This is a genomic window from Pseudonocardia ammonioxydans (assembly GCF_900115005.1).
In the GTDB taxonomy this organism is placed as follows: Bacteria; Actinomycetota; Actinomycetes; order Mycobacteriales; family Pseudonocardiaceae; genus Pseudonocardia; species Pseudonocardia ammonioxydans.
The window spans coordinates 33119-46953 of record NZ_FOUY01000045.1 but is presented as its reverse complement, the minus strand read 5'-3'; the positions used below and the strand labels follow the sequence as shown (position 1 = coordinate 46953).

Annotated in this window: 12 protein-coding genes; 3 read left to right on the top strand and 9 right to left on the bottom strand. The window is 74.2% G+C overall.

Annotation, left to right across the window (positions count from 1 at the left end; genetic code table 11):
• The 4 genes from BM093_RS28640 to BM093_RS28625 all read right to left on the bottom strand — a co-directional run.
• Positions 1-284, bottom strand: a 284-nt coding sequence (locus tag BM093_RS28640) for a leucine zipper domain-containing protein (protein WP_143105555.1), incomplete at its 3' end; no start/stop codon positions are given.
• A gap of 124 nt (positions 285-408) precedes the next feature.
• Positions 409-2400, bottom strand: a complete 1992-nt coding sequence (locus BM093_RS28635) for an alpha-1,4-glucan--maltose-1-phosphate maltosyltransferase (protein WP_093353338.1) — start codon at positions 2398-2400, stop codon at positions 409-411.
• 176 nt (positions 2401-2576) lie between these two features.
• Positions 2577-3014: a MarR family winged helix-turn-helix transcriptional regulator gene (locus BM093_RS28630; protein WP_093353333.1), complete on the bottom strand. Its 438-nt coding sequence runs from the start codon at positions 3012-3014 to the stop codon at positions 2577-2579.
• Positions 3011-4204: an alpha/beta hydrolase-fold protein gene (locus BM093_RS28625; RefSeq protein WP_177238760.1), complete on the bottom strand. Its 1194-nt coding sequence runs from the start codon at positions 4202-4204 to the stop codon at positions 3011-3013. Before BM093_RS28625 ends, BM093_RS28630 begins: the two co-directional genes overlap by 4 nt.
• 191 nt (positions 4205-4395) lie before the next feature.
• On the opposite strand from BM093_RS28625, the gene fepB reads away from it, so the two are divergent.
• Both fepB and glgP read left to right on the top strand, forming a co-directional pair.
• Complete coding sequence (gene fepB / locus BM093_RS28620; protein ID WP_093353326.1) at positions 4396-5385, top strand: Fe2+-enterobactin ABC transporter substrate-binding protein; 990 nt, start codon at positions 4396-4398, stop codon at positions 5383-5385.
• 52 nt (positions 5386-5437) lie between these two features.
• Entirely contained in the window at positions 5438-8020 is a 2583-nt protein-coding gene (gene glgP / locus BM093_RS28615) for an alpha-glucan family phosphorylase (RefSeq protein ID WP_093353322.1), read from the top strand.
• 73 nt (positions 8021-8093) lie between these two features.
• Here glgP and BM093_RS28610 read toward each other — a convergent pair whose 3' ends face one another.
• On the bottom strand, positions 8094-10577 hold the full coding sequence (locus BM093_RS28610; protein WP_093353318.1) for an HNH endonuclease signature motif containing protein: 2484 nt from the start codon (positions 10575-10577) through the stop codon (positions 8094-8096).
• 724 nt (positions 10578-11301) lie between these two features.
• On the opposite strand from BM093_RS28610, the gene BM093_RS28605 reads away from it, so the two are divergent.
• Complete coding sequence (locus BM093_RS28605) at positions 11302-12120, top strand: mycofactocin-coupled SDR family oxidoreductase (RefSeq protein ID WP_093353313.1); 819 nt, start codon at positions 11302-11304, stop codon at positions 12118-12120.
• Between the two features lie 40 nt (positions 12121-12160).
• Here the strand turns inward: BM093_RS28605 and BM093_RS28600 are convergent, their stop codons facing one another.
• The 4 genes from BM093_RS28600 to BM093_RS36240 all read right to left on the bottom strand — a co-directional run bounded on the left by BM093_RS28600 (position 12161) and on the right by BM093_RS36240 (position 13786).
• Positions 12161-12874, bottom strand: a complete 714-nt coding sequence (locus tag BM093_RS28600; protein ID WP_093353309.1) for a hypothetical protein — start codon at positions 12872-12874, stop codon at positions 12161-12163.
• Between the two features lie 160 nt (positions 12875-13034).
• Complete coding sequence (locus tag BM093_RS28595; RefSeq protein ID WP_093353304.1) at positions 13035-13295, bottom strand: FmdB family zinc ribbon protein; 261 nt, start codon at positions 13293-13295, stop codon at positions 13035-13037.
• A gap of 7 nt (positions 13296-13302) precedes the next feature.
• Entirely contained in the window at positions 13303-13629 is a 327-nt protein-coding gene (locus BM093_RS28590; RefSeq protein ID WP_093353298.1) for a transcriptional regulator, read from the bottom strand.
• Complete coding sequence (locus tag BM093_RS36240; protein WP_177238759.1) at positions 13622-13786, bottom strand: hypothetical protein; 165 nt, start codon at positions 13784-13786, stop codon at positions 13622-13624. The genes BM093_RS28590 and BM093_RS36240 overlap by 8 nt, the downstream gene beginning before the upstream one ends.
• Positions 13787-13835: the final 49 nt, after the last annotated feature.

Sequence of the window (13835 nt, the reverse complement as noted above, 5' to 3'; positions counted from 1 at the left end):
CGGCCGGCGATGCGCAGCGGCCCGATCTTGTGCTCATCACGCTGCCGTAAAACCTCGACCTCGACGGCCCGACTGGTGCGGCGAGGACTGTGATGCGGTCGGCTGGAGCGATCGACCATCGCGGCCTCGCCGCCGTGGCGGTAGCGCCCGGCCCAGCGGGCGGCGGTGGTGTGGGCGACCTGGAACCGCTCCGCGGCGCGGCGCAGGTCCCAGCCGTCGTCGACGACACACCGGGCCAGGCGCAGCCGGCCGGTCGGGGTCAGCGGGGCGTTACGGTGGATCACCAGAGGGCCTCCTCGGGCTTCGGCGTGTTTCGTGGTGATCCACACCGAACCCGGAGGCCCTCGCCTGTCTCAAGATCATCGGACGGGCGTGCCGGACTGTCACCAACGTGCCCGGACAGCACATCTAGATCAGGGGGAGTTGGGCCGGCAGCCGCAGCACGTGCGCCACGTCGTCGCTGGGAACCAGCCGGACGAAGTTGTACTCGCCCCACCGGAACGTCTGGCCGGAGACCTCGTCGTGCACCTCGACGACATCGGTGTAGCGCAAACCCAGCGCCGGCATGTCCAGCTTCACGGTGCCCTGCTGCGGGGCGAACGAGTCCAGTGTGCACACCACGAGCACCTGGTCGCCGGTCGCCGGGTCGAGCCGGGAGTAGGCCAGGAGCCGGTCGTTGTCGACCTCGTGGAAGTGGATCTCGCGCAGCTGCTGCAGCGCCGGGTGCGCGCGGCGGATCTCGTTGAGCTGGGTCAGGTACGGCTCCAGCGACCGGCCCTGGTTCACCGCGGACTCGAAGTCGCGCGGGCGCAGCTCGTACTTCTCCGAGTCGAGGTACTCCTCGCTGCCCGGCTTCACCGGGGTGCCCTCGTACAGCTCGAACCCGGAGTAGACACCCCAGGTCGGCGACATCGTCGCGGCCAGGGTCGCGCGGATCGCGAACATCGCGGGCCCGCCGGTCTGCAGCGACTCGTGCAGGATGTCCGGGGTGTTGGTGAACAGGTTCGGCCGGCACTCGTCGGCGTGCTCGGCGTGCATGAGCGCGAAGTCGGCCAGCTCCTCCTTCTCGGTCCGCCACGTGAAGTAGGTGTAGGACTGGGTGAAGCCCAGCCGGGCGAGGCCGAAGAGCCGGGCCGGGCGGGTGAACGCCTCGGCGAGGAACAGCACCTCCGGGTGGCGGTGCTTGACCTCCCAGATCAGCCAGTGCCAGAAGTTCGGCGGCTTGGTGTGCGGGTTGTCGACCCGGAAGATCTTCACGCCGTGGTCGACCCACTTCAGCACCACGCGCAGGCACTCGGCGTAGATGCCGTCCGGGTCCCGGTCGAAGTTCAGCGGGTAGATGTCCTGGTAGCGCTTCGGCGGGTTCTCGGCGTAGGCGATCGTCCCGTCCGGACGGACGGTGAACCACTCGGGGTGCTCGGCGACCCAGGGGTGGTCGGGTGCGCACTGCAGCGCCAGGTCCAGCGCGACCTCCATCCCGAGCTCGTCGGCCTTGGCGACGAACGCGTCGAAGTCGTCGAAGTCGCCCAGCTCGGGGTCGATGGCGTCGTGCCCGCCCGCGGCGGACCCGATCGCCCACGGCGAGCCGACGTCTCCGGGCTCGGCGTGCACGGAGTTGTTGCGGCCCTTGCGGTGCACCGTGCCGACCGGGTGGATCGGCGGCAGGTAGACGACGTCGAAGCCCATCCGCGCGACCCGGTCCAGCTCCTTGGCCGATGTGGCGAACGTGCCGTGCACGGCCCGGCCGGTCTCGTCGCGGCCGCCGGTGGAACGCGGGAAGAGCTCGTACCACGAGCCGAACAGGGCACGCCGCCGGTCGACGTGGATCTGCCGCTCCGGGCCGCGGGTGATCAGCTCCCGGACCGGACGCTCGGTCATGATCTTCAGGACGGCGTCGAACAGTGCGGGGGCCACCCGCGCGCGCAGCGGCAGCGCGGTGTCGCGCAGGGCGTTCGCCGCGCCGTGGAGCAGGTCCCTGTTGTCCTTCTCGGACGGACGGCGGCCGACCCGGGACAGCAGCCGGGCCCCGACCTCGAGGTCGTTGGCCAGCTCGTCCGCGGACTGCCCGGCCGCGATCTTCTTCTCGACGGCCGAGCGCCAGGTCGCCCAGGGGTCGCTCCAGGCGTCCACCCGGAACGTCCAGCGCCCCTCGGCGTCGGGGGAGACCCAGGCGACGAACCGGTCGGTGCCGACGCCCTCGGGCTGCATCCGCACGTAGCGCGGCTCGCCCGGATCACCGTTCACGGTGAGCGGGGTGAAGACCACGTTCGCGGCGACCGCGTCGTGCCCCTCGCGCCACACGGTCGCCCGGATCGGCACGACCTCCCCGACGACGGCCTTGGCCGGGTCGCCCGTCTCCACGTACGGGGTCACGTCGTCGATCCCGAGCCGCCCCGTCATCGGACGTCACCCCCGGATTCTGGTCGAGCGGATGTGTACGCCGGGACCGGTGTGGCGCACGGGACAACCGTACCCATCCGGTCCAGTCGTGCGCGCGACGGGACACGGCGCGCCGCGCGGTGTCCGGTATCGGTTCAGCCGCGGTTCGTCCCCCGTTCGCGGCCGGATGCGGACGCTCAGCCGGGGCCCGGCGCGGGCAGCGCCGCGATGACCCGTCCGAGCAGGTCGACGAGGGTGTCGCGCTCGGCGCGGTCGAGCACCTGGGTCATCGGGGAGCGGGCGGTCAGCCGGGCCCCGATCCGGTCGACCACGGCGTCACCCGCGGGGGTGAGCCGTGCGTAGCGCCGGCGGCGGTCCCCGCGTCCGTGCTCGCGCTCGACCAGCCCGCGCCGGCCGAGCTCGCGGGTCAGCGCCGAGACCCGGGCCGGGTCGAGCCCGAGCCGCTCCGCCAGGTCGGCCTGGGGCATCGGCTCGTGCAGGGTGCGCAGGAAGCGGGCCTGCAGCGGGGTGAGGTCCTCGGCGGCGGCCGCCGCGTGGATCATCGCGGTGAGCCGGGAGGCGGCCAGCAGCACGGCTTCCCCGGCGAGCCGGCCGGTCGGGTCGGGCTCGTTCACCGGCCACCGCCCCGGCCCAGGAGGTCCCCGAGTGCGGGCACCAGTGTGGTCCGCCAGCACGCCGGGTCGTGGCCGCCGCGGAACTCCCGGAGCCGCACGGGGTCGCCGCGGGCGGCCAGGGCCCCGGCGACGCGGAGGGTCGGCCCACCCAGCACCCACTCCTCGCTGCCGACCTCGAGCACCACGCCCGCGGTCCGCGGCCCGGTGGGCAGCGCGCCGGTGAGCCATTCGGCGACCCCGCCGGTGTTCGGCCACCAGAACGACCCGGACTGGCTCAGGGCCAGGCCGAACCGCTCCGGCGCGACCTGGGTGGCGTAGAGCGCGGTCAGCCCGCCGAGGCTCTGACCGGCGACGACGGTGCGGCCCGGGTCCGGGGTGAGCCCCCGCAGCCCGCCCGCCCAGCGCAGGACACCGTCGCGCAGCAGCGCGACGAAGCCGGGGTCGCAGCCGAGCTCGCGGCTGCGCCGGTCTCCGGGGGCGGCGGCGACCCCGACCGTCCGGACCGGCGGCAGCTCCCCGCGGGCGATCGACCCGTCGAGTACCGCGGGCAGGTCGTCGGCGAGCCAGGTGTGCCCGTCCAGCAGGACGACGACGGGCAGCGGCTCGCCGGGGTCGGCGCCGGCCGGGTCGTGCAGCCAGAGCGGGCGGTCGTCGAGCGTGCCGTGCAGGACGGTCCCGGGCGGGCCGCCCGGCCGCGGGCGGGCGGGGGCGTCGGGGAGGGAGACGACCGAGGTGCCGTCGGGGAGGTGCTCACGGGCGAGCGGATCGGGCCGGGCCGCGGCCTGGGCGTCGAGGAACCGGCCCAGCGCGGGACGTCCGGCCTCCGCGACGGCGGCGAGCGCGCGCTCCCGCCGGGCCGCGGCCGCACCGTTCGTCGCCGGGACGGGTGCGCCCGGCAGCTCGGCGATCCCGTAGCCCGCCCGCCAGTCCCGGGGCATCCGCAGGGTCAGTGCCCACCCGCCGGGCAGCTGTTCGGCGGTGGTGGCGTCCGGGTGTGCGGCATCGGCCAGCTTGTTCGGCAGCACCCGCACCTCGGTGGTCCCGGGCCGCTGCGGGACGGCGAACGTGACCGCGCAGGTGCCGTCGCCGAGGTCGTCGACCAGCGGGGTGCCGCGGCGGCGGACCTCGGCCCAGAAGGCATCGCGGGATCCGCCGGCGATCAGCCGCGCCACCGGCGGGCAGCGGTCCACGGGCAGCCGCTCCGGCGGGGCCGGGCGGGGGGATTGCGGGGGGACCGCGGACCCGGACAGCCCGCCGGGTGGCTCGGAGCCCGCCGGCGGCCGGGGGAACGCAGCCGGCCGGGCGGGCGCAGCCGGCCCGGGGGACGCAGGTGGCCGGGGAGACATTGACACCAGGGTAGGCTTGCCTAATAGTCCTGGCAATGAGGCAAGCTTCTCGTCGCGCAGCTCTGCTGCTGATCGCCGCGCTCGGTCTGGCAGCCGGGTGCTCGTCGCCGTCCGCGACCCCCGCCGACGGCCCGGAGGGTGCCGACGGCGCGGCCGGGACCCGGACGGTCACCCACGAGCTCGGCACCGCCGAGGTCCCGGCCGCGCCGCAGCGGGTGGTCTCCGCCAGCGTCACGATGACCGGGCCGCTGCTCGGCCTGGACCTGCCGGTGGTCGCCACCGCCACCTCCCGGCCCGGCGGCGTCGCCGACGACAACGGCTTCTTCGTGGCCTGGGCGCCCCGTGCGGTGGACGGCGGGACGGTCCCGCTCGGTGGGCCCACGGTCGACGTCGAGGCCGTCGCGGCGCAGCAGCCGGACGTGATCGTCGGCAGCGCGGTCGGGGCCGACGCCGTCACCCCGGAGGCCTACGCCCAGCTCAGCGAGATCGCACCGACGATCGTCGTCAACCACAGCGAGCTGTCCTGGCAGGAGCTCTCGGGCCGGCTCGGCACCGACCTGGGCCGGGAGGCCGAGGCCGCGGCCGCCGAGCAGGCGTTCGCCGGGCGGGCGACCGAGGTCGGGGCGGCGCTGGGCGCCGCGCACGAGGCCGTCGCACTGACGGTCACCCCCGACGGCTACAACGTGTTCACCGCGGACTCCGCACAGGGCAAGCTGCTCGGCGAGCTCGGCCTGACGCTGCGCACGATCGACCCCAGCGGCGCCTCCGGCCTCGGCGACTCCGGTACCCGCAAGGACGCGATCCCGGTCGCGCTGGAGAACGCGGGCGACTTCGGGGACGCCTCGCTGTTCGTCGTCAACGCCACCGACGAGCAGGTGCAGCAGTACCGCGAGCGGCAGCCGCTGCTCGCCACGCTGCCGGCGTTCGCCGAGGGCCGGGTGTACGCGCTCGGGCCGGAGTCGTTCCGGCTGGACCGCTTCGCCGCCGACAGCGTCCTGAAGCGGTTGCAGACCGCCGCGGGGTGACCCGTCCGGGCACGTGCCGCGCGGACCGGCCGTCGGCACTAGGGTCCGCGCCGTGAGAGCCCTCCGCCGATTCACCGTTCGTGCCCAGCTCCCCGGTCCGCTCGCGCCGCTGCAGACACTGGCCACGAACCTGCGGTGGACGTGGCACGCGCCCACCCGTGACCTGTTCGCCTCGCTCGACCCGCAGGCCTGGGACGCCTGCGGGCAGGACCCGGTCCGGCTGCTCGGCGACATCCCGACCTCGCGGCTCGCCGAGCTGGCCCAGGACGGCGCCGTCACCGACCGGGTCGCCGAGCAGGCCGCCGACCTGGAGCGGTACCTGAGCGAACCCCGCTGGTACCAGGCCGAACCGGACGAACGTCTGCCCGCCGCCGTCGCCTACTTCTCGATGGAGTTCGGCGTCTCCGAGGTGCTGCCGAACTACTCCGGCGGCCTCGGCGTGCTCGCCGGGGACCACCTCAAGGCCGCGTCCGACCTGGGCGTGCCGCTGATCGGCGTCGGGCTGCTGTACCGCTCCGGGTACTTCCGGCAGTCGCTGTCGCTGGACGGGTGGCAGCTCGAGCACTACCCGGCGATCGACCCGCAGGGGCTGCCGTTGCAGCTGCTCGCCGGTCCCGACGGCGACCCCGTGCTCGTGCAGGTCGCCGTGCCCGACGACCGGGCGCTGTCGGCGCGGGTCTGGCTGGCCCGGGTCGGCCGGGTGCCGCTGCTGCTGCTCGACACCGATATCGAGGAGAACGAGCCCGACCTGCGCGGTGTCACCGACCGGCTCTACGGCGGCGACCAGAACCACCGCATCCAGCAGGAGATCCTGATCGGCGTCGGCGGGGTCCGCGCCGTCCGGGCCTTCTGCCGCACGACCGGCCACCCGGCCCCGGAGGTGTTCCACACCAACGAGGGCCACGCCGGGTTCCTCGGCCTGGAGCGGATCCGGGAGCTGTGCACGGGGTCCGCGGTGGCGTCGAACGGCGCGGGGCCCTCGTCGAGCTCGCCCGCGACGGTCTCCGGTGCGGGCCTGGACTTCGACGAGGCACTCGCCGCCGTCCGGGCCGGCACGGTGTTCACCACGCACACCCCGGTGCCGGCCGGGATCGACCGGTTCGGCCTGGACCTCGTGCGGCACTACCTCACCGACCGGCTGCTGCCGGGGCTGCCGACCGACCGGCTGCTCGCGCTGGGCTCCGAGGACGACCCGGAGATGTTCAACATGGCGCACATGGGCCTGCGCCTGGCCCAGCGGGCCAACGGGGTCTCGCGGCTGCACGGCATCGTCTCCCGCGAGATGTTCGGCGGGATGTGGTCGGGCTTCGACCGCGAGGAGGTGCCGATCGGGTCGGTCACCAACGGGGTGCACGGACCGACCTGGGAGGCGCGGCAGGTCACCGAGCTGCTCGGCGCGCCGGGGCCCGAGGGGGTCGCGCAGGAGTCGTCCGAGGTGTCCGACGCCGACCTGTGGGCGTTGCGCAACGCGCTGCGCGCCCGGCTGGTGGAGGAGGTCCGGCGCCGGGTCCGGGCGGCCTGGCTGGAGCGGGGTGCCTCGGAGCCGGAGCTCGGCTGGACCGACCACGTCTTCGATCCCGACGTGCTGACCGTGGGCTTCGCGCGGCGGGTGCCGACCTACAAGCGGCTCACCCTGATGCTGCGTGATCCGGAGCGGTTGCGCGGGCTGCTGCTCGACGCCCACCAGCCGGTGCAGCTGATCGTCGCCGGGAAGTCGCATCCCGCCGACGACGGTGGCAAGGCGCTGATCCAGCAGATCGTCCGGTTCGCCGACGACGCCGGTGTCCGGCACCGGATCGTGTTCCTGCCCGACTACGACATGTCGATGGCCCGCTACCTCTACTGGGGCTGCGACGTGTGGCTGAACAACCCGCTGCGCCCGCTGGAGGCGTGCGGGACGTCGGGCATGAAGTCGGCGCTCAACGGCGGGTTGAACCTGTCCATCCGCGACGGCTGGTGGGACGAGTTCTACGACGGCGGCAACGGCTGGGCCATCCCCACCGCCGACGGCGTCGAGGACCCGACCCGGCGTGACGACCTGGAGGCCAACGCGCTCTACGAGCTGCTCGCGACCCAGGTCGGGCCTGCGTTCTACGACCGCACCGAGGGTGTCCCGCACCGCTGGGTGGAGATGGTGCGCCACACACTCACCACGCTGCGGCCCAAGGTGCAGGCGACCCGCATGGTGCGCGAGTACGTCCAGGACTGGTACGCCCCGGCCGCGCGGGCCGCCGCCGGTGCCGCGGCCGCGGACTACGCCGCCGCCCGGGACATCGCCCAGTACCGGGCGCGGCTGAACAAGGCCTGGAACCACGTGCGGATCACCGGGGTGGACGCCTCGGGACTGCCGGACACCCCGGTCGTCGGCTCGCCGATGACCGTGCGCGCGGGTGTCGAGCTGGCCGGGCTGGAGCCGTCGGACGTGACGGTCGAGGCCGTCGTCGGGCGGGTGGACGACGCCGACGAGCTGGCCGAGCCGGTGACCGAGGCGATGGAGCACCGGGGCGACGGGACCTGGGAGGTCGCGGTCCCGCTGCCGCACGCCGGCCTGACCGGCTACACGGTGCGGGTGCTGCCGCACCACCCGCACCTGGCGTCGTCGGTGGAGCTGGGCCGGATCGTCCTGGCGGGCTGACGTACGGCCGGGCCCGTCGCGCACGGGCCCGGCTCGCACGTCTGCCGGTCGGCCCGGCCGGGCGTCGGCTCGATCAGAACGGTGGCTCCTCCGGTGGTGCGCGGTCGGTCGCCGCGGTCGGTTCGGGGGCCTCGGCCGGCTCGGACTCGGGCGCCGGTTCCTCCGGTTCGGGTTCCTCGGGTGGGGTCGGGAACAGGGGCCGTTCGTCGAACTCGGCCTGCAGCGGACTCCCCAGTCCCGGCACGGCCTCGACCTGCCCGACCTCGGCTTCGGGGTCGGGTAGCGGGTCGGGTAATGGTGGGCAGACGGGTTCGCCGCGGGTGGTGTAGAACCGGCCCAACGGGCTGCGCCACCGGAACACCCCCGGGGACGGTTGTCGCACCCGCCAGCGTCCGGCGGTCTTGATCGCGTGGTGGAACACGCAGAGTGGGCCGAGATTATCGCTGGTCGTCGGGCCGCCGTGTTGGTGATCGTCCGTGTGGTCCTGCTGGGCCTTGCGCGCCGGACGCCGGCATCCCGGGAACACGCACGTGCGATCGCGGACCTCGACGTGACGCCGCAGCGCCGGGTGCGGGAACCGATCCCCCGAGCGCCGATCCAACTCCGCCAGCAAACTGGCGCGGTTGGCGTACTGGGCGGCCAGGTCGGCGATCAACGGTTCCCACCCGGGTGGCGGGTCCGCGGCGAGTTGTTCGAGCAGGGTGGCGGGGATCTGCAGTTCGACGGTGCCGCCGTGGGCCTGTCGGATCAGTGGACGTCCACCCGGTCCGGGTTGTCGGGGTGGGCGACGCCGGGTGGTGCCGGCCAGAACCAGGTAGCCGTCGGCGTCGGTGATCGCGAAGCGCCACTCCGCGTACTGCTGGCGAGCCAGACAATCACGAGCAGTGTGGGCGGGAATCGGGCCGAGGCCGGGGATCTCGCCGGGGTGGTCGTCGTGGCCGAGCAGGGTGGACAGGCGTAGGCGGATCTCGATGCCCGGCCGGGCGCGTTCCGGGATGGGCCGAGCGCCACCGCCACCGGAACGATCGCCACGAGGACCGCCGCCACCATCATTGGGTCCGCCCCCACGGGGACCACCACCACCGCCACCGCTGGGACCGTCTCCGTCGGGACCGTCATCGTGAGGGCCGCCGGAGTTCCCCTTACCGGGATCAGGATCGGGATCGGGCTCGGGGGCGTCGCCCCCGTCATCGCTGTCCCCGTCGTCCTCACCCTCGTCGGCACCCTCGCTGTCCGAGTCGGAGTCCGGGTCGGTGCCGGTGTCGGACCCGGATGCCGAGCCGGAGCCGGAGTCGGCGTCGGTATCGCCGTTGGTCTCGGTGCAGGCGCCGTCGTGCCGGCCGCTGTCGCTGCTGTCCGCGCCGTGCTCGCGGTTCCCGCCATGCTGCGCGGAGTTCCCGGTCGACCCGGTGCCGGCGTTGGAGCCGGTGTCGGACCCGGATGCTGAGCCGGGACTGCGGTCGGTGCCGGTACCGGAGGTCGAGCCGGAGTTGGAGTTCGCATCGGTGTCCGTGCCGCTGCCGGTTCCCGAGTTCGAGTCGGAGTGGTGGTCGGAGAGGTCGCCGGTCCCGGTAGCGGTGTTGTGGTGCGCTCCAGTTGCAGCCTCCGTACCGGCACCGGCACCGGCACCGGCACCGGCACCGGCACCGGTGTCGGAGCCGGTACCGGTGGCGGAGTCGGACTCGGTGCCGGTGGCCGAGTCGGTACCGGTGCTGCTCGACTCGTCGGTGTCGGTGTCGGGTGCGGTGGCCCGGGCGAGCATCACGGCGATGATCTCGTCGTGGCTGAGCGTGTGCAGGCTGCCGTCCTGCAGCGCAGTGCTCAGATCCGCACGGATCGCCGGCAACGGCTCCGGATGCCCGGCAGCGCGCAGCTCGCGGGCCAGGCCGTCGACGCGTTCACACGCCGCCTGGGCCGCGGTCGGGTCCAGCCCGGTGGCGGTGAGGGTGGCCGTGCCGTCCTCGTCGAGATAACACACCAGCCGCCGCTGCTGCAGCGCCTTCCGATACCGCCGCCGAGCGGCCTCGGGGTCGATCGCCAACACCATCCGCCGCAACCGCGCCCGCAACTGCCCCGTGGTGAGATCGGGCGCCTGCGGGAGCAGGGTGGCGCAGATACGGGCGTTCTGGGCATCGGTGAGGGGCTCGAGGTAGTCGGCGAACAACATCGCCTTCGCCCGATCGATATCCCCGCTGGTCAGGGAGGCGTGCACGGCCGGCAGCCGGTGGATCAGCGTGTCGGCCAGGGCGTACTCCCGCCACGCGGTCACCTCGGTCAACGTCAACGCCGCTGCGATCTCCAGCCCGCAATCGGCGGGTGCCTCCTCGAGCCGGGCGACCCGCCCGGCAGGGGCGAACGGGTCGCAGTGCCCGACCTCGGCCAGGATCGCCAACTCCGCGGCGTCGGTGTGGGAACGCTGCCGCCGCCAGGCCTGCAACACCACCACGGTGTCGTGATTGGCGACCCGGGTCGGGTCGATCCCGGCCAGCAGCGCACCCAGTTCCGGGCCGGGCGGGAGGTCCGCCAGCCCGTCGGGGAGCACCACCGGCTGCAACATGGGTCGAACATATCTTCGAGGTCCGACACTTTCGGCGCGCCGAGGGCCGCTGGAGGCGGGATCGGCAGAATTTCTTGGTGAAAAGTTCGCGGCGGGCCCCGGGGCCGCGTCGGCGTGCCGGGGTGGCAACTGTCGAACCGTCCCGGCCAGCTCTCCGCGGGGCGGATCCGTGCTGATCGACAGGCACGGTGCCGTGACATGCGCGCTTCCGCCCCGCGCGGGGCGGATAGGTGCTGATCAACAGACTCCGGTGCGGCGACACGCACGCTTCCGCCCTCCCGAGGACGAGAGCGTGCCACTCGACCCCCACGGCTCGCCCGGGCGCACGCTGTCGCCCCTCGAAGGGCAGGCTCGGGCCGCAGGTGACACCCACCGGCAGGTCGGCCCGGACACCCGTCTCGAGCCGCGGGTCGATTCCCGCCGGCCGGCGGGCGGGCGAGTCGAGCACCGCGCCGTCTCCGCCGGCGCGCAGTGTGGGAAGTGCGGGGCTCCGAACTGATCGAGGCCCGCCGGCGCTGGAGCCGCCGGTCGCGGTTGCGGGTACGCGCCCGAGGAGGAGGTACGCACCCCGGGAAGGCCGGTGAGCTACGGCTGCACCGCAGCGGTGTCGCCGCCGGGCGTGGGTTCTCGGCGTCGACCACCGGCGCCGCGCTCCTCGGCCGATGAGTCCACCCCTGCGGCGAGGTCTGCACCCCGACGACGTCGATGAGGAAGGGACGGACCGATGGGTGTGCTCGACGGCGCGGTCGCGCTGATCACGGGAGGTGCGCGGGGGCAGGGCCGGGCTCACGCCACGACCCTCGCCCGGGAGGGCGCGGACGTCGTCGTCTGCGACCTGGCCGGCCCGGTCGACGGGGTCGACTACCCGCCGGCCACCCCGGACGACCTCGCCGAGACGGTCGCCGGTGTGGAGCGGTTCGGCCGCCGCTGCCTCGGTGTGACCGCGGACGTGCGCGACGCGTCCGCGATGCAGCAGGTGGCCGACCGGGCGGTCGCGGAGCTCGGCGGGATCGACATCGTGGTGGCCAACGCCGGCATCGCGACGAGCGGCGCGATTGCCGAGATGTCCGGGCGGCAGTGGCAGACGATGATCGACGTCAACCTGACCGGTGTGTTCACCACGTTCCGGGCCGTGCTCCCGTACCTGATCGAGCAGGGCTCCGGACGGGTGGTGGCGACCTCCTCGATCGTCGCGCGCAGCGGCGCCCGCAGCTCCGGGCACTACGCCGCGGCCAAGGCCGGCGTCGTCGCGCTCGTGCAGTCGGTGGCCTACGAGGTGGCCGAGCACGGGATCACGGTCAACGCCGTGCTGCCCGCCGGGGTCGACACCACCATGATCCACAACCCGGGCACGTACCGCTTCATCCGCCCGGACCTGTCCGAGCCGACCCGGGCGGACGTCGAGGAGGTGTTCGCGCGCGGACGGCCGCGGCCGGGCCTGCTCGAACCCCGCGACGTCGCGGAGGCCGTGCTCCACCTGGTCTCGGCGCGTGGCCGCCTGCGGACCGGCGAGTCGATGGTGCTCGCCAACGGGACGGAGTAGGGAGCGGGCACCCACCCGGTCCGGCGGGCGCCCGCCGCCGTCAGCTCACCGGTGCCCAGGTCCGGGCGGTGTAGGTGTCACCCCGCGGTGAGACGGTGGTCAGGACGAGGTCGTGGCCGCCGGCTGCGAGCCCGTCGACGTCGACCGTCTGCTCCCGGGTGCCGCAGTTCCCGCTCCAGGCGACCTGCCCGTCGACGGTGAGCGTGCACGGCCCGGCGACGTACGGGTCGATCGGCTGCTCCCGCGTCACCGTGACCTGCAGCGTCCCCTCGCCGGTCTGCTCCGCGCCGATCGAGTTGTTGATCTCGCAGAGGCTCACGTCCCCGAACTCGGCCCGGACGGTGGGCCCCTCGAGCGGGTCCCCGGTGCCTGAGTCCCGGGTGACGGCACGGACCGCGAAGCTGAGCGGGGCACGGCACCGATCCCCCCGGATCGGCTCGGTGGCCGTGTCACCCGTGCTGGTCGACTCGAGCCGGTTGCCGACCGCGTCGTAGGCCTCCACGACGTAGTGGGTGTCGACTCCGTCGCCGGTCTCGGCCGGTGATGTCCAGTCCGCCTCGAACCCGAGCCCGCGGGCGCCGTTCCCCGGCGCGGGGCTCAGCACGAGGTCCTGGACCGGCCCGGGCGGGGCCGGCTGCTCGGGTGGCATGGCAGCCGATGCCGCCGACGCCGTGGCCGCGGTCGCGAACAGTGTGGCGACCGCGGCGGTGAACAGGCCCACCGCGCGCAGCGGCCGGGCGAGCGCTCCGGTCATCACGAACCCCCCAGTTCGTTGGTGATGGAGATGCGCCCGTTTCATCGCGCCACGACTGCGCTGCGTCACACGGCAGCGGAGAGAGGGCCTGTTCGTACGAAACCGGGGAGGCATGTGGGTGAGCCCGGGGCGCCACCGCTGCGAGCGTCACCCGGACGGGTCAGCCCCCGCAGCACCCGCCGCCGCAGCAGCCCCCACCGCCGGCCGGGGCCATCGCCGGTGCCGGCGCACCGCCGCCCGGCGAGCGGCCACCCGGCGAGCGGCCACCCAGCGACACGGTGGACAGCAGCTTCACGGTGTCGGTGTGCCCGGACGGGCAGGTAGCCGGGTCGGAGGCCGCCACCATCGGTCGATCCACCTCGAAGGTCTCGGGTGCGCCGCCACTGGCGCACTCCCGGCAGCGGAACTCGTAACGCGGCATTCCCCGATTATGCGTGGCCCGGGCCGCCGGGAGAAGCATCCGAGCCGATCTCGCGCAGCGCCATGATGTGGGCGCCCACCTGCTCGCGGCCCTGCGGGGTCAGGCCGATCCAGGTCCGGCCGGCCGTGCCCGTCGGCTCCCGGCGGGAGGTGATCAGATCCGCCGCGGCCAGCGCCTTCAGCTGCGTGGACAGGGCCGAGTCGGTCAGCCCCACCCGGTCGCGGACGGCGCCGAAATCGGCCTCGTCGGTCGCGACCAGTGCCGTGGCGATGCGCAGCCGGGTCGGGTCGAGCAGCAGCGGGACGAGGCGGGCGTCCGCGGGCGGCTCAGCCACGGTCGTCCGCCGTCGCCGGCATCCGGGGGACGACCGGCGTCCCGGCCGGGCGGCGCAACGCGGCCAGGACGACCGGCAGGCTGCGGGGCGCGGTGCCGTCGGCGGCCGGGTGCGCGGCGGTCGCGGTGCCGTCCGCGGGCGCGGGTGCTGGGGTCATCGAAGGATCTCCGACAGGTGGGGGCAGGTGGCGGGCGACGTTACTGTCC